Raw genomic sequence first — 17,303 nt, forward strand, 5'->3', positions numbered from 1 at the left:
CACTCAATTAAATCACTCAATAATGACGTTTGAAAAAGCCTGTAGTTACGGGCTTGTAAAATAAAGTTCTATCTGTAAGGGAAGAGGACTCCACCCGACAGTCAAGGTGGAGGTGAATTTCACAAAGCTTTAACCCTGCTAACTTTGAATATACTTCTTAATTACATCTAAAGACGCACCACCACAAGCCCTGAAAAATAAGATCGTGATCATAAAACAGGTTTGAGCTTGTCGAAAATGGGCGAGTATGTCAAAAATCTATAGTATAAAAATCATGTACAATCGCACGAGCACCAAATCTTTCTTTTTGATTAATCAACCCCCTATTTAAAAACTTCCCTTCATTTTCATTAGAAATACCAAAGTCAAATATTTTAGCAAATTTTTTACTGTTATTTATTAAAAAATCAATCAGATAATCTAATACTTTTCCCTCTCTGCCCTTATCATTACTCGCCAAATACTGAATATGAACCACTCTCTCAGTTTCAAAAGTAACTGCTGCTGCCACAATATTACCATCAAGACAGCACTTATAAGCTCTTATATTATTAGGAAATCTGCTTTTCAATAAATCTATTTCAATTTCATTATGGACAGGTTGTTGGTTATGATGCTCACGTAATACTTCACGAAGGACACCCCAAACAATACTAGGCTGATCTACTTCTTCACAAATAATACCATTTTTTTTGAGCTTCTTAATTGATCTTCTTTTGCTTTCCGAATATGAATATTCTTCCTCTAAATCAATACAAACACTAATATCTCTACGATAAAGGTTGGCATGATTTCTAAATAAAGCATATAAGTCTTCTTGCGCTGGATAATTATGATAAATACTTGGAATACATTTATATATAATTTTTTCAATATTTTTTTCTTTAAAAAAAATCTTTAATTGAGTAAAGAGTTCAAGCATATCAGCAGCATGCATGCCTCTATCAAATAAAAATCCACCAAAGGTTAAACCTTGATGACTATAAAAAATATTATCTTTAATATTTCCAGGTAATAAAGCCATAATTTCATCTTCATCATTTTTAAATATTAAAGAGAAATCTTCGAAACGATCAGAATGATACTCCATGAAATCCCGATTAAACATAAAGTGATAATTTTTACATTTTAACAAAAATTTATTCCACATTATTTTATCTGAATCTTCGTATTTTTTTATTTTAAAGCTTATATCTTCGCCCATTGCAATCTCCTGTATAAGTCAAACATTCTCTACTTATTATTTTTAAGTTAAATTTAATCAAAATTATTTTTATAAATAAAAATATTATTAAATGAATTCTAAGCCTAATTCATTCCTAATATTTGCAATAATCTATGATTTATATGATCAGCATTAAAATTTTTTTTAGCATATAAAAATCCCTGATACCCCATTTCATTTACTTGTTCAGGATATTCTATGAAATAAATCATTTTCTTTACTAATGCGTTTACATCCCATTTAGGAATTAGGAAACCTGTAACACCCTCTACTACAGTTTCATTACAGCCAGGTACATCAGTCGTAATCACTGGTCTTCCTATAGCCATTGCTTCTTGTGTACTGCGAGGTACGCCCTCACGATAATAGGAAGGTAATACAAAAACTGCACTCTCACGTATTCTTTGATTCACATCTTTAACGAAACCAGCGTATTCTATAATTCCTGTTTCTATCAATTGATCTAATTGTGCCTGCTTTAAACCAGTTGGATTTTCAGGATCCAATCCACCTATAATTTTAAATGTTATATCAGGATATTTTTCTTTAACTATTCGAGCAGCTTCTAAATATTCAAATATACCCTTTTCAGCAATTAACCTGGCAATAAAGATAAAAGATAAGTTTTTCTCGGTATCCCATTTCGTATAGGCATACTCTTGTAAGTTAAGACCAATTGGTCCTAAGACTTCAATTGCATTATTTTTATGGGGAAGATTATAATGATGTACTAGATCTTTAGGATCATCGCGATTTAAGAAAATAATTTTATCTAAATATGGAAATGCAAGCCGATATAAAGAAATTTGTACAAAGCGTATGAATTTAGTCTTTAAACTTTGACCATGTTTATGAATGGTAAAAGGTGAACCCAAGCCTTCAATCATTCCATAGATATAGGGAACATTTGTCTTATAAGCAGCTAAAGTAGCATAAATAATAGGTTTAGTTGAGTATGAAAAGACTATATCAGGTTGAATTTCTTTTATTTTATTTATAAGCTGAAAAATAGAATATAGATCAGATAATGGGTTCAATCCCCCACGACTAAGTTGATAGGAAATAGGAGTTGCTCCAAGATTTTTAATTATATCTAGCCACTGATCATCATACTCGGAGACAAAAGCATAAACCTGATGACCCTGCTCTAAACATGCAAAAATAAAATCTTTACGAAAATTATAAAGGTTATAAGCAGTAGAACCTATAATAGCAATTTTTTTATTTATCATTATTTTAATCGTCCTATAAGTTCTAATTGTGACGCATAAAAATTTTTATCGTCTTCAGAAACAGTAGTCATCCTACGCTTATTTAAAATTTGCATTAAATTCAAAAAACTTAATATTTCTACAATCATTTTTTTTATTTCAAATTTTAGAACAATCTTATTTTTTTCAAGATCAGATATGACATTGTTATAATACTTTTTAATCACTTCAATTTGAGTATTATATCCACGTATCATTTTTTCTTTTTTTACATTTTCCACTTCTCTATAAAAATATAAGGGTTCTTGCATCACCACATAATTAAAATCATTTTTTATAGCTGCTGATAACCATAATTCATAATCTTCAGCTAGGCAGTTATTTTCCTGATAAGGATTTCTTTGACACCATGTCTTACGTGCAAGAAGTGAAGGATGTAATAAATTTGTCAACCCTTGCAAAATTTCTTTTGGCTGCATCTGGTGGTTAGAAAAAATTCTTTTTCCTAAGATCTCATTTTTATTTCCAATAGAATATAAACTGGTTACCACTAAATCAATTTCTGGGTTTTCATTTAAGACTTTAATCTGTTTTTCAAGCCGATCTACTGCCATTAAATCATCAGCATCCATACGTGCAATAATGTCATATTTTGCTTCATTGATAATCTGATTTAAGCGATAAGGCAATCTTCTATTGGAACCGTCAGAAATGATACGGATTCGAGGATCAACAAATGATCGAGCTATCTCTAAAGACCGGTCTGTTGATCCATCATCTACTAATATTAGTTCCCAGTTTTGAAAAGTTTGGGCCAGAACCGATTTAATCGCATCTTCTAAATATTTTTCAGCATTAAAAAATGGAATTCCTATAGAAATATACATATTTATTCTTCCTTATTATTATTTGAAAATATTAAAAAAGCTGCCAATAAAAACCAAAAAATCAGCGTTCTTGCACTATAGGTGGTAAACCCATATAACATTGGTCCTAAGAATATCATCTTGTTTGAAAGTGATAATTTCTTAAATATTTGGTATAGAAATATTAAAAATAAGGATATACCTATAATTCCATAATAAAATAAGATACCTAACCAAGTTGAATGAATTTCATTTCCGGTAGGGTTATATAACCAGTGAGCACCTTGTCCAGCCCCAAAAATTAAATATTGAGGATAATCTAAAAAACTAAAAAGACCACGTCCTTCTACCTGACTGTCTCTTTGATCTAACCCTTCTATAAAGCGTAGTGCAATGCTATCAAAAACCCCTAAGCTATATAAAAAGTAGCTTAAGCTTCCAAAAAACGCTAATGTTCCAATGAATACAAATATTCTTTTATTCAGGTCCCCTTTTTGACTAAATATAAGTCCCAGCGTTAACATTAAAAAGCCAATTGAAGCAGATCTTGACATGGTCAATAAAATCAAGAATAAAGCTAAAAAATAGACGGTTATTTTTTTAAAACCGTTTCCTGAAATATACAGGTAAATTGCGCAGCTACTTAGCACCCAAAATGCCATCTGGTTAGGATCATTAAAAAGACCATTGTATCGAGGTTCAAAATCATAACGACCTAAATTACTTACCCAGATAATAATTTCAACAATATAAGAAAAAGGAATAAGGAATAATAACTTTTCATATAAAAAGTTGATCTGGACCTGATTTAAATTCATCATTAATATAAAAAATAGTAAATTAAATATCCAGTAAACAGTCGACATCATATAACTTGAATCTAGAACAATTAAATACCAAGCAAAATTTACACAAATTGCATAAGCAACGAATAATAAAATTATATTTGAATACTCAATATTTATTTTAGAGCTTTTGCTAAATAGCAATAAAATGGCACCCATAATAAAAATATGGCTAAATTGTGGAACTCCACTTGACCAAAAATAAAACTGAGATAAAAAAAATGAAAATAGTATAAGATATACAATTGACTTATCTCTTATATTAGTATCACTTAAAAAAATAATGTTATTTTTTGAATTAGTTTCATTTAAAATAATCATTATCCATTCCTTTTTTATTGTCTTTTGCTCGACAGAAAAGCAAAAGAACCGATTAATATTTTATATTATTAATTTAATTAATTTCTTATTTAATATATTTAAAAATGGTATTCTCTAACAAAATCAATAATATTTATCAAACTTATTTATATTAAAAATCTTTTTTAATAATTAACCAGTAAAAAAACCTGAAAAAATCATATTTTAAAATTTCAGATGGATATTCTCTCAAAATGCTTAGCATTTTTTCCAATGATTGCTTTTTGGAAAACAACCCCAACTCAAATGCATTTATCCATAAAGCTCTTTTTTTTGCCTTATTAAATAGAATATGATTTTGGTATTCATTTAAAATCATCATTCTCGAATCATGCATAAGAGACGTCTGTTTATGCATATTATTATCATGTAGCCTGTATTTAGCAAAAATAACTGGAAGATAACATAACTCCCCCTCCTGTGCTAAAAGCAACCACATATACCAGTCTTCGATTTTTACCTTAGCATCATAACCGCCAATTTTTTTCAAAGCTTTAGATCGGATCAGTTGAGTCGTAGCTGGCAAATCATGTTCTAATAATAAAATTTTTTCAAAATTATAACTTTGTCTTTTTTTAACTCTATTTTTGACAAGATTAGAATCATTATCAATAACTGTCACTCCTCCAAATACTGCGATACAATTTTTGTTCTGGTTTAAAAATTCGGATTGTATTTTTATTTTATCTTTTAAGATTATATCATCTGAAGCCAGAGAAGAAAAATATTCTCCCTGTGTCCATGCTAATGCTTCATTCAAGGTTGCACTCAAGCCCTGATTGGGTCGATGTCTAAACTCAAATCGGGTAAATCGTTTTTCACAGAGCGGAATCAGTTCTTGGATTTTTTCTACGGAAGAATCTGTAGATCCATCATCAATGACAATTAACTCAATATTCTGATACGACTGGTCAATGACACTCCTGATACTGTCACACACAAATCTCTCATGATTATAACTTGGTATAATGATAGAAATTAAAGGGTGTTCAATTTTCATATTATATCTCTTTTTATTCTAATGGTTTAAATATAAATAAACTGATGACTATCCAATACATCCCGTAATTTACCAGGTAAGCAATCGAAACCCCTTCAAATCCAAAAACTTGGGTACACACATAGGTCAAAATCAGAAGGGAAAGAGTAAATATAATTTCTGTAGAGATATACAGTTTGGTCATGGCTTTGCTTAACATTAAATAGCCTAGTATCCAGCTCCCTATCTTTAATGCATCGCCCATCATTTGCCAAAAGAACAGGCTTTGCATGGGTGCGAAGGAGGGACTGAACAATACATTGATAATCCAATCACGTAACACAAAAACAATTATGCCTCCTGCCACAGCCATTGGAAAAAGGAACTTATAGCCTAAATAGACTTCTTTCTTAATTTCTTCAAGTATCTTGAGCTCTGATAGGCGCGGCAAGTAATAGACCCCCAATATTGTTGTAACCAGCATCAGGTATACGGTACTTAGACGGATCATCGCTTCCCAGTATCCTGCATATGCCACGCTAAACTCCTGGCTTAAATAGGCACGAATCAGCATTTGCGATAAAGGCACGCAGATCGCACTTACCAATGCCATCCAAACAAAAGAACTAAATTTTTTAGTAATTTCGAAGTCTATTTTTCCAAACAGAGACGAAAATTTAAACCAGTCCGCTCTACAACACAGAAATAACGTGGCTATAAATGCAATAGACTGATAAATGGATAATGCAATCAAGGCACCATATAAATGTAGTTTTATGGCTAAAATACTTGTAATAATAAGAGCAAATAAACTGCCTGAAATATTAGCAATTACCAATTTTAATATTTCTTTTTTGCCATTTAATATTGCTAAAAACAATGTATTAAAATTAAAAAATATTAAAAATACTGCGAACCATACGAAAACATTTTGATATTCAAGGGTATGAAATATATAAAGTGATAGCTGGTTTTGGAAAATTAAAATTAATATTGCAAAAATCAGGCTGAATAGAAGAACAAGACTGCCTGCTGTTTTCCAGATTGCACGTTGTTTGTTTTGATCTTCATGATACTCGGCCGTATATTTAATGACGGCAGTATTAATTGCGCTACCTGCAAAAGTTGTTACCATTTGAATAAAATTTTGGAATTGTCCTAAAGCGGCATATCCAGTCGGTCCCAGATATACAGCCAAAATTTTATTCAGTACAAATAGAGTTAGGGTCTTAATCAGCACCGCCACACCATTGAGTACGCTGGTCGTAAGTAAATTCATCTATATTTGAAAACCATTACATAACTGAACAATTTGCTTTGCTTCATCCATAGATAAAGTAGGTCCGATCGGTAAGCTCAAGACCTCGGCATGAATTTGTTCTGAAATTGGTAAACTTAAGTCATTCCACTCTTTATAAGCTTGTTGTTTATGCGGTGGAATCGGGTAATGGATCAGTGTCTGTACCCCATGGTCTGCCAGATATTTTTGTAATTCTTCCCGATGTCGGGTTCGGATGACAAACAGATGCCAAACATGCTGGGTATAAGTTTCCGCGTCTATATTTATGAGTGGAAGATCAATGGTTGGATTTTGAATTCCTTTTAAATAGAGATCTGCAATCTGACGGCGATGCTGGTTCTCTCGGTCCAAAAATTTCAGTTTTACGTTCAGAATTGCCGCCTGAATTTCATCAAGACGACTATTTACTCCAAGCATCAGGTTTTTATATTTTTCATGCGAACCATAATTACGTATCGCCTTCAGCATATTGGCTAACTCGGCATCATTGGTGGTAATCGCGCCCCCATCTCCTAATGCCCCCAAGTTTTTACCTGGATAAAAACTGAAGCCTGAGGCATCTCCCCAATTACCTGCTTTTTTACCATCTATTTCAGCACCATGTGCTTGTGCTGAATCCTCTAGGACCAGTAAATTATATTTCTTGGCAATCACCATAATTTCTGGCATGGCAGCAAGCTGTCCATATAAATGAACGGGTAAAATCGCCTTTGTTTTGGTAGTAATAGCTGCTTCAATTTTTTTAGTATCAATATTTAAAGTATTAAGATCTGGTTCGACCAACACCGGTTTTAGATTATTTTGTGAAATCGCCAAAATACTCGCAATATAAGTATTTGAAGGCACAATGACTTCATCTCCTTCATTTAGCTTACCCAATTCTTTCCATGCACGCAGGGTCAGAATAAGAGCATCCAAACCATTGGCAACCCCTATGGCATACTGCGTTCCACAATAATGCGCAAAATGTCTTTCAAAATCGTCTACCTGTTTGCCACATATATACCAGCCAGAATCAACTACCTGTGTACAAGCTACGATAAGTTTATCAAGATATTGAGCATTTATCGCTTTTAGGTCAAGAAAAGGAATCATTCTTATCAATCTCATAAAAAATCAGAAAATTAGGGAATATAGCTCCAAAATAAGAGCTTATTTTTAAACAGTTGTTCCTATATTTAATGTACTGCTTCTAGATTTATTGATATAAAAAATTAACTCTACTATATTTATTAATTTTTAATTATTTTTTAAAATATTATTCTACAACGAATACATTGAAAATTAATAATTATTGTACTTTTATCGTATTATTGATTTAATTATTTACTATTAAATTTATAATTGGCTTATTTACCTCTTTTAAAAAATTCTGATAATTTCGAATATAATCATTTTCATCATAATGATTATTCGCCAATACCAATAGTACACAATCTTCAGAAAAATCATGAATTTCTCTCCATATTAAAGATTCTATATATAATCCTTTTAAAGGAGAATTCAAAATAATTTCATCTTTAATACATCCATTATCCAATATAAATCGACAGCTACCTTTTATACATATAGCTATTTGTTTCAAAGCAATATGAGCATGAAAACCACGAGCTTTATTCAAAGTACTAAAAATATAATAAAGACGTTTAACTTTAAATGGAATAGATTGATTTGATTCAATTGCAACTAATCCACCTCGTTCATCACCTAAATTAGGTAAATCAATTAATTTAACTAAACTCATTATTATTTCCCCACTAAAGAAATCAGATATTGTCCATAGCCATTTTTATTCATTGTTTGACCAATCGCTAAAACTTCCTCTCTGCTCAGCCAGCCATTATTCAATGCAATTTCTTCCAAGCAGGCCACTTTATAACCCTGACGTTTTTCAATAGTTTCTACAAATTGAGCAGCCTCAAGCAGACTGCCCTGTGTACCTGTATCTAACCAGGCAAATCCACGCCCCAACAATTCAACATTTAAATCACCACGCTCCAGATATGCCTGGTTAATCGAGGTAATTTCAAGCTCGCCCCGTTCGGATGGTTGAACCTGTTTGGCAATCTGAATGACATCATTGTCATAAAAATACAGACCCGTTACAGCGAAGTTAGATTTAGGATGTTTCGGTTTTTCTTCAATTGACATCACACGTTGCTGTTCATCAAATTCCACCACACCAAAGCGTTCAGGATCTTTCACCTGATAACCAAATACCGTTGCTCCTTTTTGCCGTGCTGCAGCCTGGCGTAGCATAGGGGTAAAACCTTGCCCGTAGAAAATATTATCGCCCAGCACCAGACATACATTGCTTTGGCCAATAAATTTTTCGCCCAGGATAAAGGCTTGTGCCAAACCATCAGGGCGAGGCTGAATTACATAACTCAGCTCCATGCCAAACTGTGAACCATCTCCTAATAAACGCTTAAATCCCTCAATATCCTCTGGCGTACTAATGACAAGAGCTTCATTGATACCGGCCAACATCAGGACAGATAATGGGTAATAAACCATCGGTTTGTCATAAATCGGAAGTAGCTGTTTCGAGATGCCTTTGGTAATCGGATGCAAACGTGTTCCCGAACCACCGGCTAAAATAATCCCTTTGGTTGTGCTAGCCATTAGACTGCCTCCCCTAAACGTTCACGCTGATAAGAACCATCCTGCACGCGACGACACCATTGCAGATTATCCAGATACCACTGCACAGTTTTACGGATACCGGTCTCGAATGATTCCTGTGGCTTCCACCCCAGTTCCCGCTCAATTTTTGAAGCATCAATGGCATAGCGTAAATCATGTCCAGGCCGATCCTTAACAAAGGTGATTAAGCTTTCATAACTTTGCCCATTCAACAGCGGTTTTAATTCATCTAAAATCTGACAAATGGTTTTAACCACGTCTATATTTTGTTTTTCATTCCATCCACCAATATTATAGGTTTCACCCACAACACCCTGAGTCGCAACTTGATATAAAGCACGAGCATGGTCTTCAACATAAAGCCAGTCACGAATCTGCTGACCATCCCCATAGACCGGTAATGGTCTAACTTCCAAAGCATTTAAGATCATCAAAGGAATCAGTTTTTCAGGAAAATGATAAGGTCCATAATTATTCGAACAGTTCGTGATAACCACCGGTAAACCATAGGTTCTATACCAGGCCCGAACTAAATGATCTGAACTGGCTTTACTTGCCGAATAGGGCGAACTTGGTAAATAAGGGGTGGTTTCAGTGAATAGATCAGTTGTGTCTTCTAAGTCGCCATATACTTCATCTGTTGAAATATGGTGGAATTTGAATCTGGATTTTTTAATTTCAGCCAAATTTTGCCAATACTTTCGTGCAACCTCTAATAAGGTATAGGTACCGACGATATTTGTACTGATAAATTCAGCCGGTCCATCGATCGAACGGTCCACATGAGACTCTGCCGCCAAATGCATGACCACATCTGGCTCAAAGGCTGAGAATAATCGCGCTAAAGATACATGATCACAAATATCAGTTTGAGTAAATTGATAACGAGGGTGATCCAATACAGAAACTAATGACTCCAAGTTACCTGCATAAGTTAACTTATCAACATTTAAAACATGATGTTCGGTCTCTTTAATGATATGCCGGATAACAGCAGATCCAATAAAACCAGCCCCACCGGTCACCAATATTTTCATCACCATTTTTAGTGTCCTTTAATATTTTTATTTTACTTTTCACAAATTATTTTTAATGTATTACTGCTTTCTGGGCATATCTATTTTTATTGATTTGTTCATAAGATATATTAATTCTATTACACAAGCCACTTACAAAAAAAGCCGATACTTAAATGTAGTTACATTTTATGGATCTATTTTAGTTTTTAAAAATATTTTTACTCTATATTGATCTTAATCCTTTACACACCTTTCAGCTAATATTGTCCCAATATTCATCATTTTTTTTATTCCAATACTTTAATTAACAATGTTTTATTTTAACTTTTGCAAGGTATAATTATTTTATAAATTATTAAACTAATACTTGAATTAGATGAAAATCAACAATCTAAGAAACCTTTAGATCAGATAAAAATTATATGAAAATACTTTCCTCGATTAATTTATATCGTTATAGCTCCTTTCATAAGATTTAACTCATCTATTAAAAAATAACAATTAGAAACAATTAATATTCTTTATAACGTTAAAAAATTTTCTATATCTCTATCGCTTGTTCAATCAAGCTTTCACGTCTATTTTATTCCATCTTTTTGCAAAGTCTTAACCTGGCGTTATTTAATTGGGTCAAAAATAGCTATAGACAAGGTATGTGATCTATTATATTTTTTAGATGTTAATCACATAAATCGAATTAAAAAATTAATAATTATTAATAAATACCAATTCTGAATATATAAAAATAAAGGGGTTTCAAGTGAACCATAGACACCTTTTAGGTATTTTTACCTTAAGCCTATCTCTAGTTGGATGTGCAGCAATATCCGGCTTTCAAACCTATAATTTACCGAAAGAAGGCATCTATCAAACTGAGCTAGGAACGCCTGTCAATCTGGTGCAATTGAATCAGCAAACCCTACCTGTCGTACAGTCGGCTCAAACGAATAATCTCAATCATTATGCAACTTTATTTCAGACCGAGGTGCAGGATTATCGCTTGAATCCAGGTGATATCTTATCTTTTCAACTATGGGCTTACCCTGAAATCAGTGCAGCCCCTACGGCCAGCGATAATAACAACGGCTATCAAATTGATCGAAATGGTTATATCCACTTCCCATTCATTGGACGCTATAAAGCAGCAGGAAAAACTCTTCCGCAAGTGAATCAGGAAGTACGACGCCTATTAACACCTTATTTAAACCGTCCGGATGTAGTGGTACGCGTGATTTCATATCAAGGGCAACGCTATTCTGTGGTTGGCAATGTGAAATCGGCAGGACAATTTTACCTGTCTGACCAACCAGTAAGTGTTTATACGGCGCTCGGTTTGGCGGGTGGTATAAATGAGCAAGGTGACTCTACTTCAATTCAACTTGTGCGTCAGGGTGTAACCTATGACCTGAATACCATTGCACTGGAAAAGGCTGGATATTCCTTGCATAAGCTATTGATTCAACCGAATGACACTCTTTATATCAGTCCTCGTGAAAATCAGAAGATCTATGTCATGGGTGAGGCCAGTGCCAATAAGCCCTTACCACTACGTGACCAAGGTATGACTCTCGCTGATGTATTGGGGGAAAGTGAAGGCATTAACCCCTATTCCGCGAATTCTAGCCGGATTTATGTCTTACGTGGCAATCCAGACAATCAGATGACTGAAATATATCACTTAAGTCTAAAAAATCTTGGAGATTTTGGCCTGGCGAAACAGTTCAAAATGCGTAGCAATGATATTGTCTATGTTGATGCCACAGGTCTGACCCGTTGGGAACGCGTTGTTAGCCAGATTCTTCCATTTTCATATGTCGCTGATTCGGCTATACGATAGGTAATTTAGCTATAGTACTAGGTGCTTAATACTGAATATGAAACAGACACAATAAGAACTGTCTTCTTCTGATCATTATTAAAATATCTGGCCTTATGCGGGTTAGATATTTCAAGAAAGGACAATAAAACCAAAATATGTAGGATTCTTTCTCACAAAAGCAGCAAGTCTTTGATTATTTTTCATAATTTTATTTAAGAATATATCATCGACTGGAAAAATCACTTTTAAACTTTTAGATAGTAAAATTATGAACAAAAATAACAATACCGAAAATATGATTGACCTAAAAGGGGTGTTCTTTTCCTTGCTCTCGCAATGGAAGCTCATCCTCTTATGTGGTTTGCTTAGCCTGATGGCAGTGTTGCTGTACATGCGTACCGCAGCCATTAACTATAAGGTGGATGCAATCGTTCAGGTCGAAGAAAATAGAGGGGCATCAGCTGCCTTATTAGGCAGCTTGTCAAGTATTATTAGTCAGATGTCTTCATCAAATGCTGAGATTGAGGTTTTAAAATCACGCACGATTCTTGAATCAGTGATTGATCGTTTAAATCTGGATCTCCATATTGCGAGCACTGAAGACTCTTTTATCAATCGTCTTATTTACGGCAGAAATTCTCAGACCGAATATCAACCCGAAACTGTACGCTTTAAAGAAGGTGAAAAAAGCTTTGATATCCGTCAGTTTGAAGTTCCCGTAGCGTACCAAGATAAAAATCTCCTGCTGAAGTTTCAACCACAGAGCTTTAGCTTGATCAATCCAGTGACAGAAGAAACTGTCTTTGAGGGTGCACTTAACCAGCCCGTTCAAGCCAAAACTGCACAGGGAGACTGGAAAGTTGCCATCTTTACTCAGGATAAGCTAGATAACAGCTATCGGGTACAAAAACTCTCATTACCAACAGCGATTGATTCTATTCTTGCCAATTATTCAGTGACAGAAAAAGGCGAACTGAGTGGAGTTCTGCAGCTTCGCTATCAGGGTCAAGATAAACAGCATATCACTAAGGTCCTGAACACGATTTTAGCGACTTATAGCCAGCACAATATTACGCGACGTTCAACAGAAACAGCGCAGACACTGGCGTTTCTGGATGAACAATTACCGGATTTAAAGAAACAGCTTGATAATGCAGAATTTGCCTTTAACCAGTTTCGTCAACGGCATAATACAGTTGATATCGCTAAAGAATCTGAATTGTATTTAAATCAGAGCATCACCTTAGAAACACAAAAAGTCTTACTTGAACAGAGACAGGCAGAAATAGCTGCCAAATATGCAGCACTACATCCAGCCATGCGAGAAATTACGGCTCAACTTCGTGTGATCAATGGCAAGATTCGTGAACTGAATACAACACTCAAAAATATTCCAGAGATACAACGCCAGTATTTGCAACTGTCACGCGAAGTCGAAGTCAAACAGCAACTGTATACCAACCTGGTGAATTCCTACCAACAACTGCGTGTTGCCAAAGCGGGTGAAATTGGCAATGTACATATCATTGATACCGCACTTGAACCCATTGACCAAGTGCAACAGAAAACACCACTGATTCTGTTCCTCGCCTTTTGGTTCGGTATTTTTGTGGGAATCTTGGTGGCATTATTCCGCAATATGCTGCGTTCTGGTGTGAAAGATAGTAGTCAAATAGAATATCAACTGGAACTTCCAGTGTATGCAAATATTGCCCATTCTCCGAGTCAGAAACCTGGGCTAAAACTACTCAAAAAGAAAAAGATTCCTTTTGTATTAGCTCTTAAACATAGCGATGATATTGCGATCGAAAGCTTGCGAAGCATACGTACAGCGAGTCATTTCGCCCTAAGCCAAGCCAAAAACAATATCATCATGATTTCAGGTCCAGCACCAAAAGTCGGGAAATCATTTGTTTCCAGCAACCTGGCAGTCATCATGGCGGAAAAAAATAAACGCGTATTGGTGATTGATGCAGATTTGCGTCGTGGTCATATCCACAAATATTTTGATCTAGATAATCAACATGGATTAACTGAATACCTGAATGAGCAGATTACATTGGAACAGGTGGTACAAAACACCAATGTTCCGAACTTGAATGTAATCACCTGTGGTGAAAGTTCAGCAAACCCTTCTGAGCTTCTTAATTCAGTACGCTTCAAGGAATTACTACAATCTCTGATTCCGCACTATGACCATATCATTATTGATACACCTCCTGTCCTGGCAGTCACGGATGCGATTATCGTATCTCAATATGTTGGACTCAATTTGGTGGTGGCGCGCTATGCAAAAACACAAATGAAGGAGCTAGAGCTTACATTAAACCGCTTTAAACAGGCCGGTAGTATCGTAAATGGCTTTATCCTGAATGATATTCAGCGTTCAGCCGGGGGGAGCTATAGCTATGATTACATTTATAGTTATAAGTCTAGAGAACAAAATGGTTGATCCCATTTAGATAGAAAAACCAGCTATTGCTGGTTTTTTTTATCTCTTTAAACTTCAACACAACTGCGATGTCCGCTTGCTAAAAAACCACCCATTCTGCAAGATTTCTCAAAATTTTCTGCTAAGATGGAATGAACCTCAACGATAACATTAGATTGGAATAATACATGAGTAAGGCCTTACCGATTGCTGTCGCTGTTCTTTTAGGCGGTGCCGCGCTAGTACCTGTTTACTATGCAACTCAAAACCCAGCTGCTCAAACCACAAAAGCATCTAAAGATGCCTCTGCTGTTTCTAAAATTAGCTATGCACTCGGTTATGAAGTCGCTCATCAAACTCCACCTGAGCTGGATATTAACAGCTTTGTGACAGGCGTTCGCGAAGGTCATGCTCGCACTGCACCTGCTTATACTGAAGAAGAATTACAAGCAGCTTATGAGCAGTTCCAAAAAGAAATGCAGCAAAAGCAAGTGGATAGTGCCAAACAGGCTCAAGCATCAAGTGATACTTTCCTGACTGAAAATGCCAAAAAAGCTGGGGTAAAAACTACTGCATCTGGTTTGCAATATTTAGTGACCAAAGAAGGTACGGGCAAACAGCCTGCAGCAACTTCAATTGTGAAAGTACATTACACAGGGAAACTGGTTGATGGTACCGTGTTTGACAGTTCTGTTGAACGTGGCGAGCCGATTGAGTTCCCACTCAATCAGGTCATTCCAGGCTGGACCGAAGGTCTGCAACTGATGAAAGAAGGCGGTAAAGCAACCCTTTATATTCCATCTAAACTGGGTTATGGTGAGCAGGGCGTGCCAGGTACGATTCCTCCACACAGTACTTTGATTTTTGATGTGGAACTCATCGAAGTAAAATAATCCACGAAAAGGAGAGCAATGCGCTCTCCTTTATTTTGAGAATTAATCATGAAAATACAAATAAGTTTGATGGTTTTACTGCTGAGTTCTGGCAGTCTGTTTGCTAAAGAAGTCACCAATAAAAGCCCTGAGGCTGAACAGGTCGGCTACAGCTTTGGTTATCTGATGGGAAAAAGCAATGCAGATTCCTTACAAGGCATTGATCTGGATGCCTTCAGCGCCGGTTTAAAAGCGGCAGCCGCTGGGAAACAGGCGACTTTAAGCGAGGAAGACATGGCGCGGGTGTTGACCCAATTTAAGCGTCAGGCTGAAGCCAAAGAGCTGATTACCCTGAAAAAGCAGGCGGATGAAAATGCCAAAATTGGTCAGGCTTTTCTGGCTGAAAATGCAAAAAAACCGGGGATAAAAACCACAAAATCAGGTTTGCAATATCAGATTCTTCAGGAAGGAAAAGGTAAATCGCCGAGCGCAAACAGTAATGTCCGTGTACATTATGAAGGCCGTTTGATCGATGGTACGGTTTTTGATAGCTCGATTGCCCGTAATCAGCCCGTGGTATTTCGTACCACCCAGGTCATTACCGGCTGGACCGAAGGTTTACAGCTGATGAAAGAAGGTGCCAAATATCGTTTCTTTATTCCGGCCGAACTGGCCTATGGACAGATTGGTTCAGGGGATGTAATTGAACCGAACAGTACTTTAATTTTTGATGTGGAATTACTGGAAATTATTAAATAATAAGTCCTATTTTTCCAGATCTAACATCGGAGAGGTTTTATATTTGCCTCTCTTTTTTTATGGGCTTAAGTATCCGTAAATCGCAGGTTTTCATGTCACATTCCTATCAGTTTTGCTATGTTATGTTTTAATCAAGCAATTCAACAACAATAGAGGATGTCAGCATGGCAGCAATCAAGACCCGCGAAATTCATTATACTACGCAGGATGGCAGCCCATTAATTGGTTATTTTGCCGTCCCAGAGACAGATACCCTTGTTGCCGGTGTACTGGTCGCGCCAGAATGGTGGGGCCGGAATGAATATACTGAACAACGTGCCCGTGAACTTGCAGAACATGGCTATGCGGCCTTGGCCATGGACATGTATGGGGATAAAAAAGTTACAACCAATTCTGATCAGGCTTATCAGTGGATGATGCAAACTTTTGAAGATCCTGACACTATCGTTAATCGTGCAACAGCAGCCTTGAATACTTTGGCAGCACAGGATGAAGTCAATGCTGAGAAGCTTGCAGCGATTGGTTTCTGCTACGGTGGCAAAGTCGTACTAGATTTGGCCCGTTCTAATGCACCTTTAAAAGCTGTGGCCACTTTCCATGCCACTCTGTCGCCAAAAGCACCGGCTCAAGAAGGTCAGGTACAGGCGGAAATCCTGGTGCTACATGGTGAACTAGACAGCATGGTGACCCTGGATGATGTCGCCAGTTTCCGTGAGGAAATGTATGCCGCCAAAGTCGAGCATGAAGTGATTGTTTTTGAAAATGCCAAACATGGCTTTAGCAACCCGCTTGCGGATGAACGGGCCAAAGCCAATGGTGTGGATCTTGGTTACAATGCAGAAGTGGAACGAAAAAGCTTGGCAGCGATGTATGCCTTGCTAGACCGTCATTTGGTATAAATAGAAACAACTATCCGGCTTGTTCACAGGCTGAATATTTCAGATACTTCATGAAGAGAAGAAGATAAATCC

General features: G+C 35.9%; 15 protein-coding genes. 5 read left to right on the top strand and 10 right to left on the bottom strand.

What is annotated here, in order from left to right:
* Window positions 1-250: 250 nt before the first annotated feature.
* The 10 genes from J7649_RS10060 to rfbB form a co-directional block, all read right to left on the bottom strand.
* Window positions 251-1,204: a GNAT family N-acetyltransferase gene (locus J7649_RS10060; protein ID WP_219307793.1), complete on the bottom strand. Its 954-nt coding sequence runs from the start codon at window positions 1,202-1,204 to the stop codon at window positions 251-253.
* A gap of 104 nt (window positions 1,205-1,308) precedes the next feature.
* Window positions 1,309-2,457, bottom strand: a complete 1,149-nt coding sequence (locus J7649_RS10065) for a glycosyltransferase family 4 protein (protein ID WP_219307795.1) — start codon at window positions 2,455-2,457, stop codon at window positions 1,309-1,311.
* Window positions 2,457-3,323, bottom strand: a complete 867-nt coding sequence (locus J7649_RS10070) for a glycosyltransferase family 2 protein (RefSeq protein ID WP_219307797.1) — start codon at window positions 3,321-3,323, stop codon at window positions 2,457-2,459. The genes J7649_RS10065 and J7649_RS10070 overlap by 1 nt, the downstream gene beginning before the upstream one ends.
* A gap of 2 nt (window positions 3,324-3,325) precedes the next feature.
* Window positions 3,326-4,468, bottom strand: a complete 1,143-nt coding sequence (locus J7649_RS10075) for an O-antigen ligase family protein (protein ID WP_219307799.1) — start codon at window positions 4,466-4,468, stop codon at window positions 3,326-3,328.
* A gap of 151 nt (window positions 4,469-4,619) precedes the next feature.
* A complete protein-coding gene (locus J7649_RS10080; protein WP_219307801.1) occupies window positions 4,620-5,507 on the bottom strand; it encodes a glycosyltransferase family 2 protein in 888 nt (295 codons plus the stop codon).
* A gap of 13 nt (window positions 5,508-5,520) precedes the next feature.
* On the bottom strand, window positions 5,521-6,765 hold the full coding sequence (locus J7649_RS10085) for an O-antigen translocase (protein WP_219307803.1): 1,245 nt from the start codon (window positions 6,763-6,765) through the stop codon (window positions 5,521-5,523).
* Complete coding sequence (locus J7649_RS10090) at window positions 6,766-7,881, bottom strand: DegT/DnrJ/EryC1/StrS family aminotransferase (protein WP_219307805.1); 1,116 nt, start codon at window positions 7,879-7,881, stop codon at window positions 6,766-6,768.
* A gap of 223 nt (window positions 7,882-8,104) precedes the next feature.
* Window positions 8,105-8,530 carry a sugar 3,4-ketoisomerase gene (locus tag J7649_RS10095; RefSeq protein ID WP_219307807.1) on the bottom strand — a complete coding sequence of 142 codons (426 nt, stop codon included), beginning with the start codon at window positions 8,528-8,530 and terminating at the stop codon, window positions 8,105-8,107.
* A 2-nt stretch (window positions 8,531-8,532) separates the two neighbouring features.
* The gene (gene rfbA, locus J7649_RS10100; protein WP_219307809.1) at window positions 8,533-9,411 is read right to left on the bottom strand and encodes a glucose-1-phosphate thymidylyltransferase RfbA; all 879 of its coding nucleotides are present in this window, start codon (window positions 9,409-9,411) and stop codon (window positions 8,533-8,535) included.
* Window positions 9,411-10,469 carry a dTDP-glucose 4,6-dehydratase gene (rfbB, locus tag J7649_RS10105; protein WP_219310100.1) on the bottom strand — a complete coding sequence of 353 codons (1,059 nt, stop codon included), beginning with the start codon at window positions 10,467-10,469 and terminating at the stop codon, window positions 9,411-9,413. Before rfbB ends, rfbA begins: the two co-directional genes overlap by 1 nt.
* A gap of 742 nt (window positions 10,470-11,211) precedes the next feature.
* On the opposite strand from rfbB, the gene J7649_RS10110 reads away from it, so the two are divergent.
* From J7649_RS10110 to J7649_RS10130, 5 genes are all read left to right on the top strand, one after another.
* Window positions 11,212-12,288, top strand: a complete 1,077-nt coding sequence (locus J7649_RS10110; protein WP_219307811.1) for a polysaccharide biosynthesis/export family protein — start codon at window positions 11,212-11,214, stop codon at window positions 12,286-12,288.
* 250 nt (window positions 12,289-12,538) lie between these two features.
* Entirely contained in the window at window positions 12,539-14,722 is a 2,184-nt protein-coding gene (locus tag J7649_RS10115) for a polysaccharide biosynthesis tyrosine autokinase (RefSeq protein WP_219307813.1), read from the top strand.
* 167 nt (window positions 14,723-14,889) lie between these two features.
* Window positions 14,890-15,594 (top strand): BamJ family beta-barrel-assembly machinery protein, encoded by a 705-nt coding sequence (locus tag J7649_RS10120; RefSeq protein WP_034170756.1) that lies wholly within the window; start codon window positions 14,890-14,892, stop codon window positions 15,592-15,594.
* 48 nt (window positions 15,595-15,642) lie between these two features.
* Window positions 15,643-16,332: a BamJ family beta-barrel-assembly machinery protein gene (locus J7649_RS10125; protein ID WP_005108287.1), complete on the top strand. Its 690-nt coding sequence runs from the start codon at window positions 15,643-15,645 to the stop codon at window positions 16,330-16,332.
* A 164-nt stretch (window positions 16,333-16,496) separates the two neighbouring features.
* Window positions 16,497-17,231 (top strand): dienelactone hydrolase family protein, encoded by a 735-nt coding sequence (locus tag J7649_RS10130; protein WP_219307815.1) that lies wholly within the window; start codon window positions 16,497-16,499, stop codon window positions 17,229-17,231.
* The last annotated feature ends 72 nt before the right edge of the window (window positions 17,232-17,303 follow it).

The organism is Acinetobacter lwoffii (assembly GCF_019343495.1).
Taxonomy (GTDB): domain Bacteria; phylum Pseudomonadota; class Gammaproteobacteria; order Pseudomonadales; family Moraxellaceae; genus Acinetobacter; species Acinetobacter lwoffii_P.

Coding starts and splice junctions, on each gene's coding strand:
- J7649_RS10060 (WP_219307793.1), bottom strand. CDS start 1,204: ATGGGCGAAGATATAAGCTTTAAAATAAAAAAATACGAAGATTCAGAT.
- J7649_RS10065 (WP_219307795.1), bottom strand. CDS start 2,457: ATGATAAATAAAAAAATTGCTATTATAGGTTCTACTGCTTATAACCTT.
- J7649_RS10070 (WP_219307797.1), bottom strand. CDS start 3,323: ATGTATATTTCTATAGGAATTCCATTTTTTAATGCTGAAAAATATTTA.
- J7649_RS10075 (WP_219307799.1), bottom strand. CDS start 4,468: ATGATTATTTTAAATGAAACTAATTCAAAAAATAACATTATTTTTTTA.
- J7649_RS10080 (WP_219307801.1), bottom strand. CDS start 5,507: ATGAAAATTGAACACCCTTTAATTTCTATCATTATACCAAGTTATAAT.
- J7649_RS10085 (WP_219307803.1), bottom strand. CDS start 6,765: ATGAATTTACTTACGACCAGCGTACTCAATGGTGTGGCGGTGCTGATT.
- J7649_RS10090 (WP_219307805.1), bottom strand. CDS start 7,881: ATGATTCCTTTTCTTGACCTAAAAGCGATAAATGCTCAATATCTTGAT.
- J7649_RS10095 (WP_219307807.1), bottom strand. CDS start 8,530: ATGAGTTTAGTTAAATTAATTGATTTACCTAATTTAGGTGATGAACGA.
- rfbA (WP_219307809.1), bottom strand. CDS start 9,411: ATGGCTAGCACAACCAAAGGGATTATTTTAGCCGGTGGTTCGGGAACA.
- rfbB (WP_219310100.1), bottom strand. CDS start 10,469: ATGAAAATATTGGTGACCGGTGGGGCTGGTTTTATTGGATCTGCTGTT.
- J7649_RS10115 (WP_219307813.1), top strand. CDS start 12,539: ATGAACAAAAATAACAATACCGAAAATATGATTGACCTAAAAGGGGTG.
- J7649_RS10120 (WP_034170756.1), top strand. CDS start 14,890: ATGAGTAAGGCCTTACCGATTGCTGTCGCTGTTCTTTTAGGCGGTGCC.
- J7649_RS10125 (WP_005108287.1), top strand. CDS start 15,643: ATGAAAATACAAATAAGTTTGATGGTTTTACTGCTGAGTTCTGGCAGT.
- J7649_RS10130 (WP_219307815.1), top strand. CDS start 16,497: ATGGCAGCAATCAAGACCCGCGAAATTCATTATACTACGCAGGATGGC.